Source organism: Paraburkholderia jirisanensis, from assembly GCF_054782355.1.
This window is the reverse complement of record NZ_BAAGSQ010000029.1, coordinates 436,782-459,734: the sequence shown is the minus strand read 5'-3', so window position 1 is coordinate 459,734 and position 22,953 is coordinate 436,782. Positions and strand designations below refer to the sequence as shown.

The following is a 22,953-nucleotide window of genomic DNA, read 5'->3' as shown; positions in this document are numbered from 1 at the left end:
CGTGATCGTTACGCTATTGGATCGTGTAGCCCCGCCCGGTCATGCATGCCGACAATGCCCGGTTGAATGTAGCCATCTGCTGCGACACCTGCTGCTGGGAAGCCTGCTGTTGCTCCTGCTGCGCCGATGCCTGGCGGCGTTGCCGCATGCCGCCGCCGACCGCACCGCCGGCGGCGCCGATCGCCGCGCCCTTGCCGGCATCGCCGGCAATCGCACCGATTGCCGCGCCCGCCGCAGCGCCACCGGCCGCGCCACGCACTCGCCCGCCCTTGGGTTGCTGTGCGGGCGGCTGACTGGCCGCATGCTGCGCGATGGCAGCCGGATCGACACCGGTGTTCTGCTTCGCCCAGGCCTGACACTGGCCCATGTCGCTCGCCTGCTGTTGCGAGCTCTGCCCTTTGGCGGGATAGATGATCGGTTGCTGGGCGGCTGCGGGAGTGGTTACTGCGATTAGCGCTGCGCTTGTTGCTACGGTCGTCACTACGGTCATCGCTGCGCTTGTGACTACGGATGTCACCGCGCTTGTCACCGCGCTTGTCATCACCGTCAGCGCCGATGCCGCGTGCATCGACGCCCTGTGCATTACTGCTTTCATGATGCGTACTCCTCGGTTCACGCTCTTGTCCTGCATGCGCCGCATCCGCGGTATGCGTACATCGTGCGCACGCGCTCACACGCTCGCCTTCGCAGCGAGGGCAAGCCCGTTGCCATCCATATTGGAAGTGCGGCCAGTCGAACACAATTGGACCTTGGTCCAATACCTGGTGACGGTCGATGTGGGGTTTGCTGTTGTGCAACCTCGGCGGTGCCTGAGTGCGGTGCTCCAGTGCCGCACATCAATGCGGCACTTCAATGCCGAGCGCCGCGCACACGGTGCGAATGAACAGGTGGTCGGTGAAGGGTTTGCGCAGATAGGCAACCGCGCCCGCGGCAAGCGCTGCGTCGCGCACGCCGGCATCGTCGTGCGCCGTGATGAAGACGATTGGCAACGCTTCGCCCGCCAGCCGGCGCTGGACTTCGAGTCCGCTCGAACCCGGCATCTGCACGTCGAGTATCACGCAGCCTGGGCGATACGACGGCATGGACGACAGCGTGTCCAGAAATTCGTCGCCGCTCGCGAACGTGTCAGCCGCGATCCCGACGGAGCGCAACAACCGCTTGATCGCCCGGCCCACCGATGCGTCGTCGTCAACCACTACAACGAATGGTTTGGCAGTGCCCATTGTCCTCAGTCCGGTGACCGGCAACGCATGCAGCCTTCTGCAAGCGTTCCCTGCCATAGACTAAGAGACGCCACGCCGCGGCGATATTGGACCTTGGTCCCGTACGCGAATGTCGTGCTACTGAGGCACAGGCTTGGGCGACATGCCAGGTTGCGCAACCTTGTCGGCCACGCGCACCAGTTCCGCCAGCGAGCTGACTTCCATCTTCTGCATCACGCGCGCGCGATGCGCCTTGACGGTCTTTTCGACGGTACCGAGCTCGCATGCCACCTGCTTGTTCAAGCGGCCCAGTACGACCAGTTGCATCACTTCGCGCTCGCGCGGCGTGAGCCGTTCGAGGCGGCTTTGCAGTTCGCGCAGTTCGTGCTGCTGTTGCACCGCTTCGGCGGAATGCGCCAGCGCCTGGCTGATCGCATGGAGCAGGTCTGCGTCGCGCACCGGCTTGGTCAGGAAGTCGGCGGCGCCGGCCTTCAGCGCGCCGACCGTCATCGCGATATCGCCGTGGCCGGTCAGAAAAACGGCCGGCAGCGTCGCGTCGAGTTCGCGCTGCAACTCGAGGCCGCTCAGGTCCGGCATCTGCACGTCGAGCACGACACAAGCCGGCTCCGGCACGCTGTGCGGCAGCGCCGCGCAACGCTGCGCCGCGACCTGCGCCAGAAATTCTCGCGCGAGCCCATACGCCTCGACCCGATACCCTGCCGCGTGAATCAGCCGCGACAGCGCGCGGCGCACGCACTCTTCGTCGTCGACCACGTAGACGGTTGCGCCCGGCTCGCGCTGTGCGGGGTTCATTCTGCGGCTCGCGCCGTTTCCGGCTCGCTCCACGGTGGCAACGTCACGTGGAAGGTCATGCCCTGATCGCTATTTTTTTCGGCCCACAAGCGGCCGCGATGCATCTCGACGATCGAGCGGCTGATCGACAGCCCAAGCCCCAGGCCCTGCGCCTTCGACGTGACGAACGGCTTGAAAATGCGCTCGAGACGATCGGCGCTCATGCCATGGCCGCGGTCGCGTACTGCCACGCGGATCATGCCGTCGCGGTCGCGCCCGGCAAATGCCGTCACCACACGATCGAGCAGATCGACGTCGCGCACCGCATCGAAGGCGTTGACGATCAGGTTCAGCATCACCTGCTGCAACTGCACCTTGTCGCCGCGCACAGGCGGCAGATGCTCGTCGACGTCGAGCGACAGATGCACGCCACGCACGATCGCATCGCTGTGCACCAGTTGCACGACGTCGCGCAGCACGCCGCTGATATCGAGGCGCACCAGTTCGAGCTCTTCCTTCTTCACGAAGGCGCGGATGCGGCGTATCACTTCGCTCGCGCGGCAACTGTCGTCGACGATATCGTTCAGGATGTCGCGCACTTCCGCAAGATCGGGCGGATCGTGCTCGATAAAGCGCTGCGCCGCCTGCACATTGCTCAGGATCGCGGTGAGCGGCTGGTTCAGTTCGTGAGCGAGCGAGCCCGCCAGCTCGCCGAGCGTCGACACGCGCGTCAGATGCGCGAGCTCCTGGCGGTCGCGCTTGAGCTCGTAGCTTTCGGTGCGGTCGCAGACGAAACCCAGTGTCGCGGAGGCGTCGTGCCACGCGATCGGATGCAGCACGACCTGCGCCGGGAAGTCGCTGCCGTCGCGCCGCTTTGCGCGCGTTTCGCGCGTCAACGCGGGGGCAGGCGCAGGTGCGGGTGCAGATGGATGTGCCCGAAGCAGGTCCGCCGGCGCCGCCGGTTCGACCGGCAGGCTTTGCGCATCGCGCTGCATGGCACTCCACAGATGCGGCACGAGCATGTCGATGCCAAGGCCCGACAACTGGCCCTGCTGACTACGAAATAGCCGTTCCGCGTGCGCATTGGCGCACATCACCTGCCCTTGCGCATCGAGCACGAAAGCGGCAACCGGTGCGCAATCGAGCAGGCTGAAGCTGTCGAGATACGCATGCGTGCGCCGCTGCGCATGGGGCACGCGCAGCACATGCGCGAGCCATTCCTTCCAGCGCACTGCGCGCAACGCATGCGACGTGACGGCGGGAACGGAAGCGTCGGAGGCGTCGGAAGAGCCGGAAGCGTTGGAGATGCCGGCAGGACTGGAAGAGCGGGATGCCACCGATAGTTGCACCGGGCCGGCGGTGCCGGCAGGTTCAAGCGCCTGCGCAGCCGACTTCGCGCGCCACAGCAGGCGCCGGGTTGACCGATGCAGCGCCGGCCGGTTGGACAACGGATCGAAGCGCGGCGGCAAACCATCGTGCATAGCCCTGCGCGGCGGGCTGAGCAACCTGGCGAAGCAGGCTGCGACTGCGGCGGGGACGGCAAGTATGGCGATGTTCATGGCTTACGTTCCTCGTCGACGCTCGCACAAGACAATCTGATCTGCCTTCCTGACGACAGTGCGCGCGCACCGTCCCAAAGGACGATCTCGCATAGGCGGCAACCGCCGCACGACGCATCTGCCGTTTGAAACAATGACGGCTTGAACCACTTGTTCTGATTGCGCTTAACAGGAAATTCGGACAATGCGCGACAACCGCTGTGCACATCTTATGAACGTTCGCTATCGGCGTATGTGCGATAACGTCGGGTTTTACATCTGTTATCAATTGCACCCGGCAAAAAGTGCAACTTAATCGTAGGCACAAAGCCAGCGTTAGTAAAGGGGTTTGACAGGATAAAACGCCAGACGATTAGAGAGTATCCCTATCTTTACATCACCTCCAGCCTGTGAATCTTAAGAGACGTATTTTGAGACTTATATAATCTTAAAAGAGACGCGCAGATTCGAGAATATTCTTAATACACGCGCCCCGCATAAGTCAAATATCGAGGCCTGCAAAATACCGCTGCATCATTGAACTGGACCAGGCCACGATGCCGTATCGAGCAGCGCGTTCAATACGGCGATCTCGATCGGCTTCACCAGATGCGCATCGAAGCCCGCAGCGAGCGACTGTTCGCGATCGCTCGCCTGGCCGAAGCCCGACATCGCGACCACACGCGTCAGCGACAGCAACGGGTTCGAGCGTAATTCGCGCAGCAAGCCGAAGCCGTCGATATTGGGCATCGCCAGATCGGTCAGCACCAGCTGCGGCAGAAAGGCACGGGCCGCGGCCAGCGCACTCTCGCCGTCGTATGCGACGCGCGCGTCGTGGCCCTTCATTTCGAGCAGCATCGCGAGGCTGTCGGCGGAATCGCGGTTGTCGTCCACGACGAGCACCCGCAGGCCGCCGCCCACGGCAGGCGCAACCGGCAGCGGCGCAACCTCGTCGTGCTCGCCGTGCGCCCCGGCGGCAAGCGGCAGACGCACCGTGAAAGTGCTGCCGCGGCCGCGCCCCGCACTGAAGGCCTGGATCGCGCCGCCATGCAGTTCGACCAGCGACCGGCACAGTGTGAGACCGATACCCAGGCCCGTGTCAGTCGGATTCTGCGCATGCCCTTCCTGCACGAACAGATCGAAGATCGCATTGATTGCGTTGGCCGGAATGCCACGCCCCTCGTCCTTCACGCGAATCACCAGCGAACGCCGCTCGGTCGCGACGTGAATCGAGATCTGTGTGCCGTTCGCCGAGAATTTGGACGCGTTGTTCAGCAGGTTCTGCAACACCTGCACGAGCCGCGTCTGGTCGCCGTCCACCTGCAGCGGCGTAGCCGGCATCACCACGCGGATGGTCTGCGCGCGTGCGTCGGTAAACGGACGCGCGGCCTCGACGCTGCGCGTGACGACCTCCTGGATATCCAGCTGCGCGATGCGCAATTCGATCTTGCCGGTAGTGATGCGGCCGATGTCCAGCAGATCGTCGACGAGGCGAGTCAGATGGCCGATCTGCCGGTCGATTACATCGCGACACTGCAGCAACAACGGATCGGCGTGCGGCACCATCTGCATCGCGCTGACCGCGTTGCGCACCGGCGCGAGCGGATTGCGCAGCTCGTGCGCGAGCGTGGCGAGAAACTCGCTCATGCGGCGGCTCGATACCTCCAGCTCTTCGAGACGCTTGCGCTCGCTCATGTCGCGGGTCACCTTCGCGAAGCCGAGCAGACGCCCGGCACTGTCGCGCACCGCGGTAATCACGACATTCGCCCAGAACATCGAGCCGTCCTTGCGCACCCGCCAACCTTCGTCCTCGATGCGGCCGAGCTTCGCGGCAATCTCCAGTTCGCGCTGCGGCTTTTGTGCGGCGTTGTCGTCGGCGCTGTAGAACACCGAGATCGGCCGGCCGACGATCTCTGCGCGCAGATAGCCCTTGATCTGCATCGCGCCGGTGTTCCACGTCGCGACGTTGCCCTGCGGGTCGAGCATGAAGATCGCGTAGTCCTTCACGGATTCGACCATCAGCCGGAAACGCTCTTCGCTTTGACGCAGCTTGTCCTCTTCGGCGCGCCGCGCGGTCAGGTCGCGCGTGACTTTTGCGAAGCCCCGCACGCGGCCGTCGTCGCTGCGCAGCGCAGTGATCACGACGTTTGCCCAGAACCTGCTGCCGTCCTTGCGTACACGCCAGCCTTCGTCTTCGACGCGGCCGAACTGCTCGGCAAGCTGCAGTTCGCGTGCGGGCTTGCCGGCGGCGTTGTCTTCGTCGGTGTAGAAGGTCGAGAAGTGGCGGCCGATGATCTCGTCCGGTTCGTAGCCTTTGATGTGTTGCGCACCGGCGTTCCAGCTGCGGATGTGGCCTTCGCGGTCGAGCATGAAGATCGCGTAGTCCTTGATGTCCTGGACGATGCGTGCGAAGCGTTCGGAGCTGGCGTCGATCGGGAGCATGCCGGCGTTATCGGCGGCGGCCGGTGCGGTGTCTGATGCGGGGCGGGCGGTGAAGATGCAGTTGTAACCGGCGAGTGTGCCGTTCGGTGCGTGCACCGCGCGCAGCGATACCGTGGCTTCGAGTTCGGCGCCGCTGCGGGTGGTCAGCCGGCGCTCGCTGTCGCAGCGGTCTGCGCGTGCGGCCGCTTCGAGATCGCGGGTGGCTGCGGCGGCCGCATACAGGAACGACAGAGGACGGCCCTCTACGTCTTCGTCCGAATAGCCCGTCAGTTGATGTGCACCCGAGCTCCACGCGATCACGAAGCCGTGCGCGTCCAGCATCGCGAGCGCGGTGTGGTCGAGCGCGACGATAAAAGCTCGCAGAGACTCGCTGTGCGACGCGGCCGCTTCGCTGGAAGCGCCGCGCGAGTCGCCGTCACCGCGTGGCGCGGATTTTCGGTCGCGGGTGTTCATCGGGTGTCGGGCCTAAAAGTCTGAGCTGGGGAAGTGGAAGCTGATGCGTATCTTATTCCCGATTTGAACGGGAGCTGGAATGGGTGGGTAAGGCGGTGCGGTTTTCGCTTACCTGGAGCGGTGAGCAGGTTGTGTACCTGAGCGGTGCGACGGCGTTGCGGATGGGCTCATCATGCAACTGGTACGCAGCAGCTTCATACGGCCAAACTTTCCGAACAGTTGTGCCGGACTGTCATCGAAGTTCAAGCCATGCGGTAATTCGCCCGTCGATTGCCGCATATCGGTCACTTTCCTCGTTGGCGCCGGGCCGACGCGTCAGGGAGCGTGATTAGCGTCCACTATTCGGAGTTGAACAAACGCTGGCGCTAACGCGTTCACATATTTCCCGGCGCGGTGGTTTGCCAGCCAATAACTCGCTGCCACCCGCTGCAGCTGAAATCCACTACGTAGTACCGTCATCGCATGAGGCACGGTCACTTTGCCGCCATCCCAGGCGCAGATCTGCGTTGTGGCGTCATTAGCGGATGCTATTCGTTCGTCATCGGATCGATGATGGTTTTCAACACGAAAGAAGAAAAACTCCGGCGCGTCCCTGTGGCTATAGTGTTTGGATCATGCTGATAAGTGCCTGCCGGGATTGTCCCGGCATTGGCCGGATCGTCACCCGGTGGCGCGAATCCGCTTCGCATGACGACATCAGACCATATTTCAACTGCGGCACAAATCGCGGTCGCGCCGTCTTTCGTGAGTTCACGCTCGAATTCGATCTGTACGTCACACCCGTGAATAGAATCTTCCGGATCGAGTTCCTGCTCGAATTCGAATGGTGGCTGCGTGGTACGGGCTGGCCAGTCGCCTTGCTCGATTCCGAGAAGATGTTGTGTACGTTGGCCGTTCTTTTCCTCCACCAAAGCCAACTCAGGAGCGATGTCAATTGCGAGAAGAAGATTAGCCGCAATGCGGAGCTCTTCGATATGCGAGTCGTCGATATCTAACGCCCAGTGTTGCGTGCCACTCGCATCGTCAAATATCGAAGACACCAGTTCCATGCTCGCCGCGCCCCCACCTCGGGCGTTCGAGGTCGAGAATCCGGCATTGATGTATCGAATGAATAACTCGATTGGGTCCGACATGGTTCGCTCTTCAGACTCACGTGACGTGCCTGCCGCATTTTGATCGAGATAGGCGACTTGCTCGCCGCTTCCGATTATTCGAATCCGCTTCATGCGTCCCCCGTATTCGCGTGCTCGAAGGCGTCGAGCCATTGCTGTGCACCGTGTTCCCGGAAGTCGAATGGCAAGAGTCCGCCTGCAATCGTGTCTATCCGAACCGGTCGAACCAATCTCGCTACTGGCAGGTAGGCTGGCACGTAGTCCGCACGCGAAGTATCTCCTAGTTGCGGGGCAGCACCGGCTTGCAAACAAATCCCATGCTTGAACTTTCGGATCTGCACATCACTACCTTTGAGTCGGTCTTCGATCGCTGCCATCCCACCAATCCAATCGACTTGATCCTCGCTCAGGAATGTGAGCCAATTTGCGCGTTTCAGATACGGTCGCGCTTTTGCTGCCTGATGCCGTTCGATAAATTCAGGATCTCGTCGCCATAGACTGGTTCCGATACCAAGGGAGAGGCCAGCAACATCCAAACCCGGATGACGTTGCAGCAGCGCTGCCACACGTCTATGCGTTTCGGAATCCAGGTCCGGGGTGGGGAAATTTAATGGGAAATTCAGTCCCAATGCGCACGTCCCCGAAATGAACCGGCATTTAGCAACGATGTCAAAGTTGTAAAGCCACTCCGCGACACCACCGTCCTTAACCAGTGGATGATCCAGTGGTAGCGTCAACCTCAATACCGTGTGCGCCGGCAATGAACGCTGATCTGACAATTTCCATTGCTTCAACATCGCCGCGTCCGGTTCTTTGTATGGACGGTGCGCAAGATCGATGCGCATGCTGCTTGCGGTAGCGCCAGCTCCAGCACCATTTGCTAGAAAGCAATAGAACTTTTTCGGAAACGGTATTGGATTCTCACACCACGTGGGCACCAACGTTTCCGCTCGCTTGTTCAGGGGCTTCCAGCGCCCATCTCCCGTGTCGTAGTGAGTAAGCCGATCCGCGAGCACCTCGCGCCCTCTGCGGTAGAAGTCGAGAATTTCAGACCCATCGTCGAACTCCATCGACCACTCAAACAAATAACACGGGCTGATAAGTGCCACCCCGTCTTCTTCAAAGCGAATGTTCTGTATATCTTGCATGCTGGTTATCTGATCCTCTTCACGTTCGCTCCTTTTGATCACGGTCGAACGCGTCAAGCCAGTCCTGTGCACCGTGCGCCCTGAAGTCCGACGGCAGCGAACCGCCGCTTACCGCATCGATACGAACTGGCCGCACCAACATCGCGATGGGATGATACGCATCGACATAGTCATCCCGCGATGTATCGCCGATCTCAGGAGTTGGACAAGCCTGAATGCAAACCCCATGCGCAAATGCGCGTATCCGCGCTTCTGTGCCCGCGAGTTGATCCCTTATTGTTGCCACGCCGCCAATCCAGTCGACCTGATCTTCGCTCAGAAAGGTAAGCCAGTTCACGCGTTTCAGATACGGGCGCGCCTTTGCAGCCTGATGCCTGTCGGCGAATTCGGGGTCGCGTTGCCGCAACTTGTTGCCGACGCCGACCATGATGCTTCGGATATCCAGGCCCGGATACCGCCTCAACAGTGCAGCTACTCGATTTCGACTTTCCGCGCCGACTTCTGATGTCGCAAAATTGATGGGGAAGTTGAGCCCAATTCCGCAAGATCCTGAAATAAATCTGCGCCGCGCAACAATGTCGAATTCGGAGAGCCAATCCACGACATCGCCGCTTTCGACAATTGGGTGATCGAGTGGCAGCGTCATGGAGAGCATGGTGTGTGAAGGCAACGATCGTTGATCGATTGATCTCCACTGCTTCAATGCGGCAGCATCCGGGTCAACGTAAGGTCGATGTGCAAAGTCGATGCGCATGCTGCTCGCTGTCGCTCCAGCATCGGCACCGTTCGCCAAAAAGCAGTAGAACTTTTTCGGGAACGGCGTGGGGTTCTCACACCAGGTGGGTACCAGCGTCTCTGCCCGCTTATTGAACGCTTTCCAGCCTCCTTCGCCGGTGCTGTAGTGAGTTAGTCGTTCACCAAGAGCCTCGCGAGCTCTACGGTAGAAATCAAGAATTTCCGCGCCATCGTCGAACTCAATTGCCCATTCGAACAAGATGCAAGGGCTTATCAGCGTGACACCGCTGTCTTCATAGTTAAGCTTCGCGGTTTCTTGCAGGTAAGTGGTCATGCCACAGCCCTCAACACGCGAACATGGTTCGCATAGTGCCAATATGCCTGCATCAGGCGTTACCACCCGCTCCCGCTACGCGTCACTAAGCTCCGCCGCTTCCGACCAATACCCCGGCGCCATCAATGTGATACGTTGCAGCTGATTATCCAAATTGCTGTAAAGAACGTGCAGACTCGCTTCGTCAAAATGCCAGAGCGCGAAGCCAGTCAAACGCCCGTCCTGATGTCGGTCAGGAGCACGGCCGAGTTTCTGGAAGAGTCGCTCCGGGCTGTCCTCAAAAGCCAGACCATAAGGCAATTCGCCAAGCCATTCGCGCGCCTCGCGATCGCGTGCCCTGAAGAATTTGACTGCACCAAGGCCCAGACCTTGCCCAGCGGTTCGCGGCAGGCGCAACTGCCGGAGGTCCTCGAAGTACAGTTCCAAACCACATTCCAAGGTGAAATCGACCTCCCGCTCTTCTTCCTGCTCTTGCATGCGCGCATCCACGTCCAGTGGCGCAAGGGCTTGCGCGAGAACCGTTGAAGTCGGAGCTTCGCCGAAGAGCTGATGCCAGCGCGCAATCGGCATCGATAGTGCCGTCCGGCTATCCTCCGACCATGCATGAATCGGCAGTGCAATGACGACGCTGTCGATCGCATCGTTCGACGCAGCGTACCGCACATGCAACTTACCGGTGGGCGTATCCCATCGATCGGTTTGCACCGCACTGCGCACCGCGAAATTGCTCAGCTTGCTACGCACCACATCTCGCGAGTCCGTAAAGCTGAGCCCATATGGAAGTGCGCCGCCATACCCATGAATATCCAGACGACCATTGAAGCCCGCCCGATAAAAATACACCTGACAACATATCAGCGGCCCCCGTTTCCAGTCGTACCGGGGCTGAGCCTCGAAATATGGCTTGCTAACGAAACCGAGTTCGATCCCCTGCTTTTTGATCAGCAACCAGTCGTACCACCGGTCCTCTTCCTGGCTATCCAGTTCAGGCCGCTGAAAAGTGGCGAGGTTGTCGAAAAACCGTTCGGCTTCGACGGAATCGGCAGGCACGCCGAGAAATTGCTCGAGACCGGGCACGGACATGAACGCTTCTCCCGCTTCGTCAGGCCGCTGGCGTAAGGCCGATTTGAATCAGCTTGACCTGCTTTCGGTCATCATCATAGTCGACGAAAACTCGCACCCCGCCTGCTATATCCCACGCCTCGGTGTTGAACTCTTCGTCGAACAAAATAGATTGCCCCATGCGTTTACTAATTTCTGCCCGCCCCATACTGAAAGACATGCCGCTAATCAGCGCGCCCTGGAAAGGCGAAAACTCGTCGTCGTCGGGGCCATACAGAAAAATTGCAGTGAGGACCGGCGCATCGCCCTCGATTGTCAAACCATGCTCTTGCGCCGCGTAGTCAGCCTCTTCGAACAGCGCGCTAAAACCGTCCGATTCTTTGTTGAGATATACGCTTGGATCGGAGCGCGGCAACTTGGGCCTCGCTGGAAGTTGCGCAAGCGACAAGAACTGCTGCACGGCCGGGTCGTTTGCCTGCTTGCCGACGAGTCCCACCAGTTTTTCCATATCGAACATATCCTCTCCTACATGTCTTGAACATCAAGCGTAGTTGAATCGACTTCACTCGCTCGCGGTTGCTGTCGTAATCGATAAACACGCGTACGCGCCGGCCAATGTCCCAGGCTTCGGTGTTGAAATCTTCGTCGAATAGCGCTGACGGACCCATGCGTGCAGTGATTGCACTTCTGTTCATATCGAAGGAGATGCCGTTGGGCAATTCGCCTACACTCAGATTTTTTCGGGAGACACGACTATATATCGAACAACTGACGGATTTTTGAGAAACATGATCGTAACCGAAAATCCATTGACGTTTTCCCATGCGTATTCGATTGTGTTCGGTCGCCCAAATTGATCATTTCCATCACGAATAAGTGATGGCGAACCAAATTTCACCAGCACCTCGTCCTGACGAATATCACTCGACAGATCCGGTAGTATTTTTCCAGAATATGGAGCAAATCCCTCCTCTGAGCGGAGGTAGAGGAATATCTCCGAGAATATCATCTCTCCGTCTTCACGAACGCTGCCATGCATTGCCCGATACGAACCGGGTTGAACGAATTCAAGAAACATCCCTTGATCTGGCAGCGAGATGATCTCCGCCGGGTTCTCCGTATCCAGATCGAATACCGGTCGATCCTCGATATTATTTTCGGCTAGAAATTTATCAAACTCTAAATTTTGAGACGGCAAGCCAAAGAATCGCACCAGCTTGGGAATTTCCATTTCACCTCCAAATTGGCACGCTTCCTGGATTTAAATCTGCGGATCGGTAATGCGATGATCTATAAGAAAACTGGCCGAGTGATAGGGATGAAACATCACCGTTACTCTATCCACTCGCTGCTCCTGGATGCTGTAGTACACGTGCAGCAGATAGTCTGGGAAATTCCAAACGTAGTATCCTGACCATTCTTTGACATCTCCAGTCACCGGATTGCCTAACAACTGCAGCAATTCCTCAGGCTTGGAGGAAAATTTGATTCCATGTGGCAATCGACCAGTAAATCCTGGAGAATCAAAAATTCCGCGTCGAAAGTACTTAATACCGGAAAACAAATAAGGACCTGGAGGATCGGGTTTGCGAGGGTCATCAAAGAACAACTCGATGCCCTTGTCCGAGGTGTGGTCAACCACGACGTACCAGTCATCTGGCTTCGCCTTTTTCACTTCTGACAGTCTAAAACGGGACAATGCGTTGACAACAGCCGGATCAGTAATGGATTTTCTAAAGAGCGGGCGAATGAGGTCGAAATCCGGGTAGCCGTAAAGGCTAATTCTTAGATCGGTGGGTACGGGAGAAGTGGGCGGATTCCAGCCAAACTGAACGTGCTTGATCGCACCGTTGGTATCATTATAAAACGCCACAATCCATGTATGCCCGCTATCCCATCTGGCGCACACAACTTTTCCATTCTGGACAAAGCGCCACTGCGGCATACCGAGCCGGCCAACTACAGATTGATGATCATCCGAGAATGAAATATTGGCTGGCAAATTACCTTCATATTTTTTGTGATGATAATATTCCTCGTCATTATAAAATAAAATCGTCGTCAGAATTTTCTCTTCGCCGATATTCGAATTGTCATCGCAATAGAAAGCCTTGTCGCAAAAACAGATGGCGAATCCTTGCTTATAAAAAAACGAGCACCCGAGCCACTCACCATCAAACTTGAATACCGGGTCGCTGCCGAGTGAGGCATCGACTTCCAGCAACCTCAATGCTTGCGTCACCTCCATACCTAGCGCATTTTCAATTTTCAAGATATTCACAGATATCCCTCGACCCTATCACTCAAATTTCCAGTAGCCTGATGACGACAATACCTGACCGCTGATGGCATAAATCCGCGCAATGCCGATCAAATTTTCTCAGGAGATATCACAATATGCCTGGCCGCAGGCGGATCTTTGATGAACCTGATAAATACGCCCAAACCATTGACGTTGTTCCACGTGTATTCGATATTATTGGGCCGACCAAATCGATCCCCTTCATCGCGAGTTCGTGAGGGTGACCCAAACTCTGCAAGCGCTTTTTCCCGCGTAATATCCGACGAAATACCCGGCAACACCTCGCCCGAGTACGGTTTGAACCCTTCCTCGGCAACGATGTACAAGAAAATCTTTGAAAAAATCATTTCACCGGCTTCTCTCGGATTTCCGTACTGCTTCTCATAGTCGTCAGGTTGATCAAACTGAAGCATGAATCCCTGCGCTTCCAGTGTAATAATCTCGAAAGGATTTCCTGACTCGACGTCAAATACAGGCCTCTCAGAAATTCCGTATTCCGTCAGAAATTTGTCAAATGCCAGATTCTGAGCAGGCAGTCCAAAAAATTTCACCAAATCCTGAATTTTCATTTCACTTTCTCTCAGAAATTACTTTTTCAATCAATTTGCCAATATCTCGCACGTAATCTGCATGCGTCCTTTCGACAATCTCTGCAGCCCACTTCTCATACTTCTCCTTACATCTTTCGCCCCATCGCGACGCGTCGTCCAGAAGTTTCTTCGTATCCTTTCTGGCAGCGGCTTGAGCGTCTTTCGCGTCTTCCGCGATCTGCTCCGGATTGTTTCTTCTTCCGTAGGTACGGCTTTCCTGTTGATGATCCGCCTTGTCGATCGCAATAGCTTTGCCTTCGTTGGCAATTAAACCTAGCGTATTCTTGTCGCCGAATAGTCGGAGCAGTTCTTCCTTTGTTAAATCGAGCCCTTCGTCGGCAAGGATTTGCCGCCCAATCTTGTTCAACGCCGCCTTCGACGGCACATGATCACGGTCAAACTTGTTCCCACCGCTCTGCTTCAGCAAATCCCCGTACTTCCCCGAGTCCCCGCACTTCAGCTCGTCTTTCCCCTCGGACTTCGCCCCGTCCTCACCCTCTTTCGCTGCGTCCTTCTCGGCATTTTCGGCCGCTTCCTTCTCCGCCTTTTCAGTAGCCTCTTTCGCAGCCTTCTCCTCCGCCTCTTTCGCTACCTGCTCAGCCACCTTTGCCGATTCTTTAGCCGCCAGCCGCTCCCCTTCCTTGGCGACCAATTCTCCGCCCTTGACCGCATATTTGCCAGCAAGAGCCGCATCGCCCACCACCGGAATCGCAGCGACCGCGGATATCCCGGCATTCACATAGTCGCCTTCGACCGCATAAATGCCCGCATTGAGCAAATCCGGCACCGCGCCGAGCCCTGGAATCAATCCGGCCGCATCAAGCCCGCCATGCACCCATCCGCCGACAGCGCCCCAAAATCCGCCTTCAGCAGCGGTCTCCGGCTTGACCGGCGCATTCGCCGTCACCGTGATCGTAGGCAAGGTAATCGAAGACTTCCCCACCACCTTGCCAACCGTATTCCCACTCTTCGGCGGCGACAAATCGGGCAAATGCAGATCAGGTTTTTGCAACCGGTATTGCCCATACTGGTCGTAGTCGAGCGTCTGCTGCGACAACAAATCGCCTTTGCCGTCCTGCCCCGCCCACTCCTGCATGACCACGCCGTCGGATTCGGGCCAGAAGCCCAAGGTATTTCCGTCCGGCAGCTTGCGGAACCCCTTGGTTATCGTGATATTTAACGGGTCTTGTGCCATGTCGTTAAGGCCCGTTCATCCAGAACAGGTCGTCGTGACGGATAACGAGCTTGCCTTCGGCACGTACCGTCGAGCTGTGCGATTGCGGATAGCAGTTTCCCTTGTCGGTATTGCTCTTCACGCCCATTGCCTTGCCAGCCTCATCGCCCTTGGTTGTCGGCACCTTGCTCATGTCGAACACCACCACGGGGTGACCGTTGGACCGCACGGTGCTCGCCACCTGTACCGCTTCGGACAGGTCTGCAGTCACCGGGTAAGGCACGGGCGGCGTCGCGCTGCCCATCGGCGTTTTGCACACGTCGGGCACGATGCTCACGACCTTCCAGCCGTCCTGCTGACGGGCTATATAGTTCTGCGCCATCGCTACACAGTCTCCTCGCCAGTCACAGCCGCAGGTTCTTCAGATGGAGGAGCGACGAGCGGAGCATTGGCATCGGCCTCATAGCGCGCCTCCACCACGCGCACCGGCGCATCCGCAGGAACACGAATCCGGTAAGTACACGCAAGCACCATCTGCTCCGTATCGAACACCACCGTATCCAGCACCATCCGGAACGGCAGCATGTAGCCGTTGTCGAACCGCATCAGCACAAAAGGCCTGTGCCCCGGCAACGCGACGGACACGTAACCATTGGTAGTCGCGCCCGGCTCAACCAGATTCCACAACTCGATACGCGCCTCAGGCGACAGATAAGCAACCTGCTGATCCGCCGGCGCAGCGCTCCAGTAGCCGAAGTCGAAGTCCTTCGGCAGATACGGCCAACGGTTCTTCAACCACGCATCGTCGTAGTTCCCTGCCTGCGCGAGCCGAGGCGCCCAGGCACGCCCGACAACACCGAAGCCCGCAGGAGCCGCGCCATAGTTGCGCGCGATTTCAGCCATTTGCACCGCATTCGGATTGCCCTTCGGATGCTTGCAGAACACCAGCCTCTGCACAGGTGCATCCACCGGTTCGATCTGCGGTGCAGGCAAACTCGTTGGCTGCGCCTGCCCGGCTTTGCCAAGCCGCCTGAAATAACGCTGGTCAACCCAGCCGCGTCCAAGCGGATTGCTGAAACAGACTTCGTTCAGCAGATGCTCAGGCTGGTCCGCATCACGTTTGTGTTCGGGATTCGGAACCACACTGCGGCCGCCGAACGCATGCTCCCAGTTCATCGTCACGGTCGCGGCCGCCTCGGGCTTCGTCAGCCGCCATCCCCGCCACAACGTCAGGAAGTCCCGCTGAAAATGGCGTGGGCCGGTCACGCGCAGTGTCTTGTCGAACAGCGGTCGAAAGCGGGACGCTTCGGAGCGTCGACGTTGCGCATCGGCTCGCGCAGCCGCCAGTTCCTCGCGTTGCCGCTCGTTAAGCGCCATGCCCAGCGCTAACGGATGCGGCCCGTCAACCGGCACCTCAACCTCAGGCACCGGCTCGCTCACGCGGATGCGTACCGCCCAGTGCGGCGCAGCCACACCGCCTGGCGCGTGAGCCAAGCCGCGCAACAGCACATCGCAACGCGGCTTATACGGCGCAAGATCGCTCTCCTCCCGCACGCTGGATTCGCCCACTTCGCCGACATATTCATCGGCCATACACAGCGGCACCGGTTCGTCGTCGATAGCCACCGCTTCGAAGTTCGAACCCTCGCGGCGCACGAGGCGATACCCGACCTTCATCGCGATGACGCGATGCTCGCGGTCCTCGACGTCGAGCGCGCTGAAGCACAACGCGTCGAACGGCGTGAGATTGCGGAATTCCATGCGCGGGCCGTTTAGTTGATGTCGACGTCTTTGCCGCTGATCTGCACCGGCCCGCTCGCCGAGAACGCGAATGTGCTGCCGTTGATCGTGACGGTGCCATCCGACGTCATCACAAGCGTGGATTTGCCGACGCGCACTTCGAAGCGGTCGCCGGCCTCGATCACATACGTCTTGCCGACCATCGTCTGCTTGCTGAGCCCGACCTCTTCCCCTTGCGCGAGCCCGACGCTGGTATTCATCCCGCCGACCACGGTGACCTGATAAGCGCCGCCGACGGTCAATGCTTTCGCAAGCCCAATCGTTTCCGCTGCGGCAAGAAGAACCGTCTCGGCTTTGGCGCCGTCAATCATCACGGTCTCGTTGCCGCCGACCGTTTCGCTGCGGTTCGCGCCGATCGAAATGGTTTCGTTCAGATCGACCCGCTCGGTGCGGTTCTGGTGAACCGTGATGGTCTCGTTGCCGTCCACGGTCTCGGTGCGGTTGCGGTGCACCTGTGTGGTCTCGTCGCGATCGATGGTCTTCGTCCGGTCATTGCCCACCGTATGCGACTCATCGTTCTCCACCTCGATGCGCTGATCCTTCTCCGCGTGAATCCAGACCTCCTCCGCGCCCTTCTTGTCCTCAAAGCGGATCGCATTCGCGTTATCCGCGCTCGCCCCTTTGCTCGAGCGCGTCAGAATCCCGCTCTGCGTCGCATTGCCCGGCAGCCCCCACGGCGGCATGTTCTCGGCGTTATAAACACGCGACGTAATCAGCGGCCTGTCCGGGCTGCCATCCAGAAACGTCACCACCACCTCGTCGCCGATGCGCGGAATCTGCACCATCCCAAAGCCGCGCCCCGCCCACGGTTGCCCCACGCGCACCCAGCACGAACTGCTGGCATCGCGTTGCCCGAGCCGGTCCCAATGGAACTGCACTTTCACCCGGCCAAGCGAATCCGTGTAAATCTCCTCGCCCTTGGGACCGACCACCACCGCCGTCTGCGGCCCCGCGATAATCGGCTTGACGGTCGTCAGCGCAGGCCGGAACGGAATCTTCTTGCGGATGCACACGAAGCTGTTCGAATACGTCGCCGCGCCCTCGGAGCTCTGATAGTTATTCGCGCCGTGATGACTCACCGACAGCACCAGAAACTCCCGGTCCGAAGCCTGGCCATTGTCGTGGTCGTAATGCCCGCTCAGCGTGAAGGTACGGCCAGCGCTCAGCGTGCGGCAGTTGCTGGTGCCGATAAACGACTTGCCTTCGGCTTCCAGCGCTTCCAGCCGGAAGCGCGCGAGTTCCTCGCCACGGTTGGTCGAATCGAAACCGTGCGCGCCGAGGTAATCGTAGATCTCGTATTTCTGCGCATCGCCCTGGTCCGTCGACGTCTCGCCGGACACATAGCGCCGCGCGCCCGGCGACTTGTAGTCGGCCGTTTTCAGACTGACGCGCCCAGACTCCAGCTTGCGGTCTGCGCGAAACTGCGTGACGACGTTCTCTTCATCGAACATCTCGCCGGTCGCGAAGTTCAGCTGCGATTGACCGTCGATTGGTTTGGCCGTCGTCGAGTCGTCGGTGATGATCAGCGTGTGGCCTTGCTGCGTGTGTTCGAAATAGAAGAACAGGCCATCCTGCTCGAGCAGTCGCATCGCGAAGTTCAGATCCGACTCGCGGTATTGCGTGCAATAGCTATACGGCTTTAAAGCCTGGCGCAGACGGAATTCGTATTTCGCCATTGCGCCGTATTGCGAGAACACCTGACGCAGGATGTCCTGGGAGGTCTTCTCCTGGAATATCCGGATGTCGTAGCGACGGCCAAGCATCCATAGCCATGGGCGCAATGTCGCCGAATACGTAGCCAATCCACCATCGGTTCCGAGGTGAATGAAGCGCGTGACATAACCGTGAAAATATCGCGAGGTGCCATCGGCAAGCGTCAATTCTACCGAGACATCCTTCGCAATCAGATCTTTCAGTTCGATCGTCGCGTCTTGTGACGCAAGCCCCACTTCGATCGTATAGACCTTCGACAGCTCTTCGTAATAACCAAAGTCGTTGACCAGCACCTGCGAGCGGCCCGACAACGGCGTCTTCACCGAGAACAGCCGGTGATTCTGCAAGCTTAGGATCTGAGTGAAATCAGACATCTCCATGACATCCCCCTGGCACACGCACCTTTACAATACGGGCGCGAAATCATGATTTTTCAAGCTTCAGCTTTAGCGGTTAAAATTTGCCCAGCGATTATAGTCGGACTTGTTGGCGCTTCGAACAGTTATCAGAATGCGATTTAAAAGGTTTACCCATTACAGCAATGTGAAATGCATATTCGGTAATTTTTGTCCGCTTTAACGTGGCCTTACCCGAACGATGTAAAAATGGCTCAAACGAATTTCATGCATGCCGTGGGCTGATAAGGAACATATGCAACAGCCTGTCGAGCAGGCGCTCATTCGCTCGCCAATTGTTCTATTCGTCGCCACGGCCGTCACGTGCGGCTTCGTAGCAGCCGGTTTTCCTCAGATCGCCTGGCTGCTCCTTCTTGTCGTGATCGTCGCGCTTGCCAACGCAATATCTGCAGCCTTCTTTGTGACGCGATACACCACCTGGCAACTTGGCACGGCCTGGATGTTCATGCTTAACTTCTGGCTGTTCATTGCCATCATGATCCAGGTTGCACTTGACGCATGGGTGTCGCGACGCGTGCTGATTGTTGTCACAGTGGTTTATTTTGTGCTGCTAGAAATCGTCTATCTGCTTCGCTGCCGGGTAGAGGCACGGCAGAACTGGAAAGACTTCGGAAGTACGCTTACCAGCCTGGTGGTTCGAAGTGGCGAGGTCCGGCGAGTCCGTGCTGCCGGCAAGCCCGCGAAGAGCAAATCATCGTCCGGCATCGCAAGCATGGCCGGAGGATCAGGGGTTGCGGCGCTCGGCCTGGCAGGCGCAGTGTTCGGCCCCACCGGCAAGCAGGCGCTGTTGTTGATCGTCGTCGTTGGCTTTATGGCCGCGCCATTTTTTGTGATGCGATACCTCGCGGTCTACGGCGTGGGCATTCGTGAGGTTCGCAAAGCCGAACGGCAACGCGGCGTGCACTTTAGCTTCGACAATGTCGATGCCCTGCAGGAAGCGCGACGCAAGATTCTGATCGCCCGCTGGCTGAACCCTCGCCTACGCGAAGCTAAGCCAACTCGCGCGCAGCGCCGTTAGCCCTAAACGAAAAACCCCTCGATCTCTTAACGAAATCGAGGGGTTTTGTATAACTGGCGGAAAGGGTGGGATTCGAACCCACGGTACGGCATAACCGTACACCGGATTTCGAGTCCGGCGCATTCGACCACTCTGCCACCTTTCCTAAATTTGTGGCTTACTTCTTAGCCGCTTTACAACTGCGCTTTTACAGCCGCTTCCACGACTTCCAAGGTGACAGCTTTACTGCGTTCAGCGCTTCGCCAAGCGGGTCGCTGCTTGGCGAAGCGAAGATTATAGAACAGTTGAATACGCTTTCCAAGCCCTTTTTGCACAACCATTGATGGGCCGGAAAACTAACCTGCCATCACATCCTGTCAGCTCGCCGCCGCCACTTCGAGCCGCTCGACGCCGCCCAGATACGGCCGCAGCGCCGCCGGCACCGTCACCGATCCATCGGCGTTCTGGAAGTTCTCCAGCACCGCCACCATCGTGCGCCCTACCGCGAGACCCGAGCCGTTCAGCGTATGCACCAGCTCCGTCTTGCCCTGCGCGTTGCGGAAGCGCGCTGCCATACGGCGCGCCTGGAAGGCCTCGGTGTTCGAGCAGCTCGAAATTTCGCGATACGTGTTCTGCGCCGGTAGCCACACTTCGAGGTCGTACGTCTTCGTTGCGGAGAAGCCCATATCGCCGGTGCACAGCGTGATCACCCGATACGGCAGTTCCAGCTTCTGCAGGATCGCTTCCGCATGTCCGACCATCTGCTCGAGCGCGTCATACGAGGTTTCCGGTGCGACGATCTGCACCATCTCGACCTTGTCGAACTGATGCTGGCGAATCATCCCGCGCGTGTCGCGGCCGTATGAACCGGCCTCGGAACGGAAGCACGGCGAATGCGCGGTCAGGCGAATCGGCAATGCGCTCAATTCGACGATGCTGTCGCGCACCGTGTTGGTCAGCGAGATCTCCGATGTGGAGATCAGATACTGCGTGATCGTGTTCTCGCCGCCGCCCTTCTCGACACGGAACATGTCGTCAGCAAACTTCGGCAACTGGCCAGTGCCGTACAGGATCTCCGGGTTCACGATGTACGGCGTGTAGATTTCCGTATAGCCGTGCTGCTGCGTGTGCGTGTCGATCATGAACTGCGCGAGCGCGCGGTGCAGCCGCGCAATCTGCCCGCGCAGCACCGTGAAGCGCGCGCCCGACAGCTTCGCGCCGGTTTCGAAGTCGAGGCCGAGCGGCGTGCCGACGTCTACGTGGTCTTTCACGTCGAAGTCGAACTGGCGCGGCGCGCCCCAGCGGCGCACTTCGACGTTAGCCGTTTCGTCGCGGCCCGCAGGAACGCTATCGTGCGGCAAATTCGGCACGCCGAGCGACAGTTCTTCGATACGTTTCTGAATGACGTCGAGCCGCTCTGCCGACGTCTTCGTCTCGTCGGCGATGCCGCCCACTTCGGCCATCAGCGCCGATGCGTCCTCGCCGCGCCCTTTCATCGCGCCGATCTGCTTCGACAGGCTGTTGCGGCGCGCCTGCAGTTCTTCGGTGCGCGTCTGGATGGCGCGGCGTTCCGCTTCGAGCGCAGAGAACGCTGCGACGTCGAGGGTATAGCCGCGGTCGGCGAGGCGCTTCGCGACGCCGTCGAGGTCTTTGCGCAGCAGCTGGGTGTCGAGCATGACGAGGGGGAAGTTCGTTGTATGAAGCCGCAATTTTAGCGCACCGCGGTGCGCCGCCCATCGATAAACGGCGTCTCATGTCATCCGGCCAGGTCTAGCCTAGTTTTTCTTAGGTTTGTGCTCGGCACGCCACTGCGCATCGAGTTCGGCTAACCGCGTCATCTTCTCGCCGATCTTGCCTTCCAGGCCGCGCGGTGTCGGCTGGTACCAGTGCGGCTCGCGCATGGTGTCGGGCAGGTAGGTTTCGCCGGCCGCATACGCGTCCGGCTCGTCGTGCGCGTAACGGTACTCGTGGCCATAGCCGAGTTCCTTCATCAGCCTGGTCGGCGCATTGCGCAGATGCACCGGCACCGCGCGCGACTGGTCCTTGCCGACGAACGCCCGCGCCGCGTTGTACGCCATGTAGCCCGCGTTGGACTTCGGCGCGACCGCCAGGTAGATGATCGCCTGCGCCAACGCCAGCTCGCCTTCCGGTGTGCCGAGCCGTTCGTACGTCTCGGCCGCGTCGAGCGCGATGCGCCCCGCGCGCGGGTCGGCAAGGCCGATGTCTTCCCACGCCATGCGCACGATGCGCCGCGCCAGATAGCGCGGGTCGGCGCCACCGTCGAGCATCCGGCAGAACCAGTACAGCGCGCCGTCCGGATTGCTGCCGCGCACCGACTTGTGCAGCGCGCTGATCTGGTCGTAGAACGCGTCGCCGCCCTTGTCGAAGCGGCGCAGGTTCTCGGCGAGCGCACTGCCGAGCAACGCGCCGTCGATCTCGGTGGTCTTCTGCTGCGCGGCCGCGCGCGCGACGATCTCGAGGTTGTTCAGCAGCTTGCGGCCGTCGCCGTCGGCCGAGCCGATCAGCGCGTCGCGCGCTTCGTCGGTGAAGGTGAGGCCGCCCAGTTCCTGTTGCGCGCGATCGAGCAACAGGCGCTGTTCGTCTGCATCGAGGCTTTTCAGCACGTACACCGCCGCACGCGACAGCAGTGCGCTATTCACCTCGAACGACGGGTTCTCGGTGGTCGCGCCGACGAACACGAACAAGCCCGATTCGACGTGCGGCAAGAACGCATCCTGCTGGCTCTTGTTGAAGCGATGCACCTCGTCGACGAACACCAGCGTCTGCCTGCCGTGCGCGCGATGCACCTGCGCGATCTCGACCGCCTCGCGAATGTCCTTGACCCCCGACAGCACCGCCGACAGCGCGATGAACTCCGCGTTGAACGCAGCGGCCATCAGCCTCGCGAGCGTGGTCTTGCCGACGCCCGGCGGCCCCCACAGGATCATCGAATGCGCCTCGCCGGATTCGAACGCGACGCGCAGCGGCTTGTTCGGCCCGAGCAGATGCTTCTGGCCGATCACGTCATCGATGGTGCGGGGCCGCAGCCGTTCGGCGAGCGGGATATTGGCACGGGGTTCTTCGAACATGGCGTTTTTGGGGATAATCTCGGCTTTCGGGCGCAATGCGACGCCGCGGCTTCG

General features: G+C 59.3%; 20 protein-coding genes and 1 tRNA gene. 1 reads left to right on the top strand and 20 read right to left on the bottom strand.

All coding sequences use genetic code 11. The features are described from left to right. Positions 1–13: 13 nt before the first annotated feature. The 17 genes from ACYVNQ_RS27725 to ACYVNQ_RS27645 all read right to left on the bottom strand — a co-directional run bounded on the left by ACYVNQ_RS27725 (position 14) and on the right by ACYVNQ_RS27645 (position 18,777). Entirely contained in the window at positions 14–490 is a 477-nt protein-coding gene (locus tag ACYVNQ_RS27725; protein WP_460907719.1) for a YMGG-like glycine zipper-containing protein, read from the bottom strand. Positions 491–836: 346 nt separating this feature from the next. After that, positions 837–1,223 carry a response regulator transcription factor gene (locus tag ACYVNQ_RS27720; RefSeq protein ID WP_460906877.1) on the bottom strand — a complete coding sequence of 129 codons (387 nt, stop codon included), beginning with the start codon at positions 1,221–1,223 and terminating at the stop codon, positions 837–839. 117 nt (positions 1,224–1,340) lie between these two features. After that, positions 1,341–2,015, bottom strand: coding sequence for a response regulator transcription factor (locus tag ACYVNQ_RS27715; RefSeq protein WP_460906875.1), 675 nt, complete (start codon positions 2,013–2,015; stop codon positions 1,341–1,343). Continuing rightward, positions 2,012–3,553, bottom strand: a complete 1,542-nt coding sequence (locus ACYVNQ_RS27710) for a sensor histidine kinase (RefSeq protein WP_460906873.1) — start codon at positions 3,551–3,553, stop codon at positions 2,012–2,014. The genes ACYVNQ_RS27715 and ACYVNQ_RS27710 overlap by 4 nt, the downstream gene beginning before the upstream one ends. Positions 3,554–4,066: 513 nt before the next feature. After that, the gene (locus tag ACYVNQ_RS27705) at positions 4,067–6,427 is read right to left on the bottom strand and encodes a PAS domain S-box protein (protein WP_460906871.1); all 2,361 of its coding nucleotides are present in this window, start codon (positions 6,425–6,427) and stop codon (positions 4,067–4,069) included. Positions 6,428–6,954: 527 nt separating this feature from the next. After that, a complete protein-coding gene (locus ACYVNQ_RS27700; RefSeq protein ID WP_460906869.1) occupies positions 6,955–7,653 on the bottom strand; it encodes a hypothetical protein in 699 nt (232 codons plus the stop codon). Next, the gene (locus ACYVNQ_RS27695; RefSeq protein WP_460906867.1) at positions 7,650–8,744 is read right to left on the bottom strand and encodes a type VI immunity family protein; all 1,095 of its coding nucleotides are present in this window, start codon (positions 8,742–8,744) and stop codon (positions 7,650–7,652) included. The genes ACYVNQ_RS27700 and ACYVNQ_RS27695 overlap by 4 nt, the downstream gene beginning before the upstream one ends. Next, on the bottom strand, positions 8,707–9,756 hold the full coding sequence (locus tag ACYVNQ_RS27690; RefSeq protein ID WP_460906865.1) for a type VI immunity family protein: 1,050 nt from the start codon (positions 9,754–9,756) through the stop codon (positions 8,707–8,709). Before ACYVNQ_RS27690 ends, ACYVNQ_RS27695 begins: the two co-directional genes overlap by 38 nt. A 75-nt stretch (positions 9,757–9,831) precedes the next feature. Then, positions 9,832–10,839: a hypothetical protein gene (locus ACYVNQ_RS27685; RefSeq protein ID WP_460906863.1), complete on the bottom strand. Its 1,008-nt coding sequence runs from the start codon at positions 10,837–10,839 to the stop codon at positions 9,832–9,834. A gap of 19 nt (positions 10,840–10,858) precedes the next feature. Beyond that, the gene (locus ACYVNQ_RS27680; protein ID WP_460906861.1) at positions 10,859–11,335 is read right to left on the bottom strand and encodes a hypothetical protein; all 477 of its coding nucleotides are present in this window, start codon (positions 11,333–11,335) and stop codon (positions 10,859–10,861) included. Between the two features lie 213 nt (positions 11,336–11,548). Next, complete coding sequence (locus ACYVNQ_RS27675) at positions 11,549–12,049, bottom strand: hypothetical protein (protein WP_460906859.1); 501 nt, start codon at positions 12,047–12,049, stop codon at positions 11,549–11,551. Positions 12,050–12,079: 30 nt separating this feature from the next. Further along, positions 12,080–13,099 (bottom strand): hypothetical protein, encoded by a 1,020-nt coding sequence (locus tag ACYVNQ_RS27670; protein ID WP_460906857.1) that lies wholly within the window; start codon positions 13,097–13,099, stop codon positions 12,080–12,082. A gap of 89 nt (positions 13,100–13,188) precedes the next feature. Then, positions 13,189–13,689 (bottom strand): hypothetical protein, encoded by a 501-nt coding sequence (locus tag ACYVNQ_RS27665; protein WP_460906855.1) that lies wholly within the window; start codon positions 13,687–13,689, stop codon positions 13,189–13,191. A gap of 1 nt (position 13,690) precedes the next feature. Further along, on the bottom strand, positions 13,691–14,905 hold the full coding sequence (locus ACYVNQ_RS27660; protein WP_460906853.1) for a hypothetical protein: 1,215 nt from the start codon (positions 14,903–14,905) through the stop codon (positions 13,691–13,693). A 4-nt stretch (positions 14,906–14,909) separates the two neighbouring features. Continuing rightward, entirely contained in the window at positions 14,910–15,266 is a 357-nt protein-coding gene (locus ACYVNQ_RS27655; RefSeq protein ID WP_460906851.1) for a DUF4150 domain-containing protein, read from the bottom strand. Positions 15,267–15,268: 2 nt separating this feature from the next. Then, positions 15,269–16,645: a DUF2169 family type VI secretion system accessory protein gene (locus ACYVNQ_RS27650; protein WP_460906849.1), complete on the bottom strand. Its 1,377-nt coding sequence runs from the start codon at positions 16,643–16,645 to the stop codon at positions 15,269–15,271. Between the two features lie 11 nt (positions 16,646–16,656). After that, positions 16,657–18,777: a type VI secretion system Vgr family protein gene (locus ACYVNQ_RS27645; protein ID WP_460906847.1), complete on the bottom strand. Its 2,121-nt coding sequence runs from the start codon at positions 18,775–18,777 to the stop codon at positions 16,657–16,659. 271 nt (positions 18,778–19,048) lie between these two features. Between ACYVNQ_RS27645 and ACYVNQ_RS27640 the strand changes: the two genes are divergently transcribed. Then, on the top strand, positions 19,049–19,831 hold the full coding sequence (locus ACYVNQ_RS27640) for a hypothetical protein (protein ID WP_460906845.1): 783 nt from the start codon (positions 19,049–19,051) through the stop codon (positions 19,829–19,831). Positions 19,832–19,885: 54 nt separating this feature from the next. Here ACYVNQ_RS27640 and ACYVNQ_RS27635 read toward each other — a convergent pair. The 3 genes from ACYVNQ_RS27635 to ACYVNQ_RS27625 all read right to left on the bottom strand — a co-directional run bounded on the left by ACYVNQ_RS27635 (position 19,886) and on the right by ACYVNQ_RS27625 (position 22,899). Continuing rightward, a tRNA-Ser gene (locus tag ACYVNQ_RS27635) sits at positions 19,886–19,976 on the bottom strand. 211 nt (positions 19,977–20,187) lie between these two features. Further along, on the bottom strand, positions 20,188–21,486 hold the full coding sequence (gene serS, locus ACYVNQ_RS27630; RefSeq protein WP_460906843.1) for a serine--tRNA ligase: 1,299 nt from the start codon (positions 21,484–21,486) through the stop codon (positions 20,188–20,190). A 99-nt stretch (positions 21,487–21,585) separates the two neighbouring features. After that, positions 21,586–22,899 (bottom strand): replication-associated recombination protein A, encoded by a 1,314-nt coding sequence (locus tag ACYVNQ_RS27625; RefSeq protein ID WP_460906840.1) that lies wholly within the window; start codon positions 22,897–22,899, stop codon positions 21,586–21,588. Positions 22,900–22,953 lie beyond the last annotated feature (54 nt).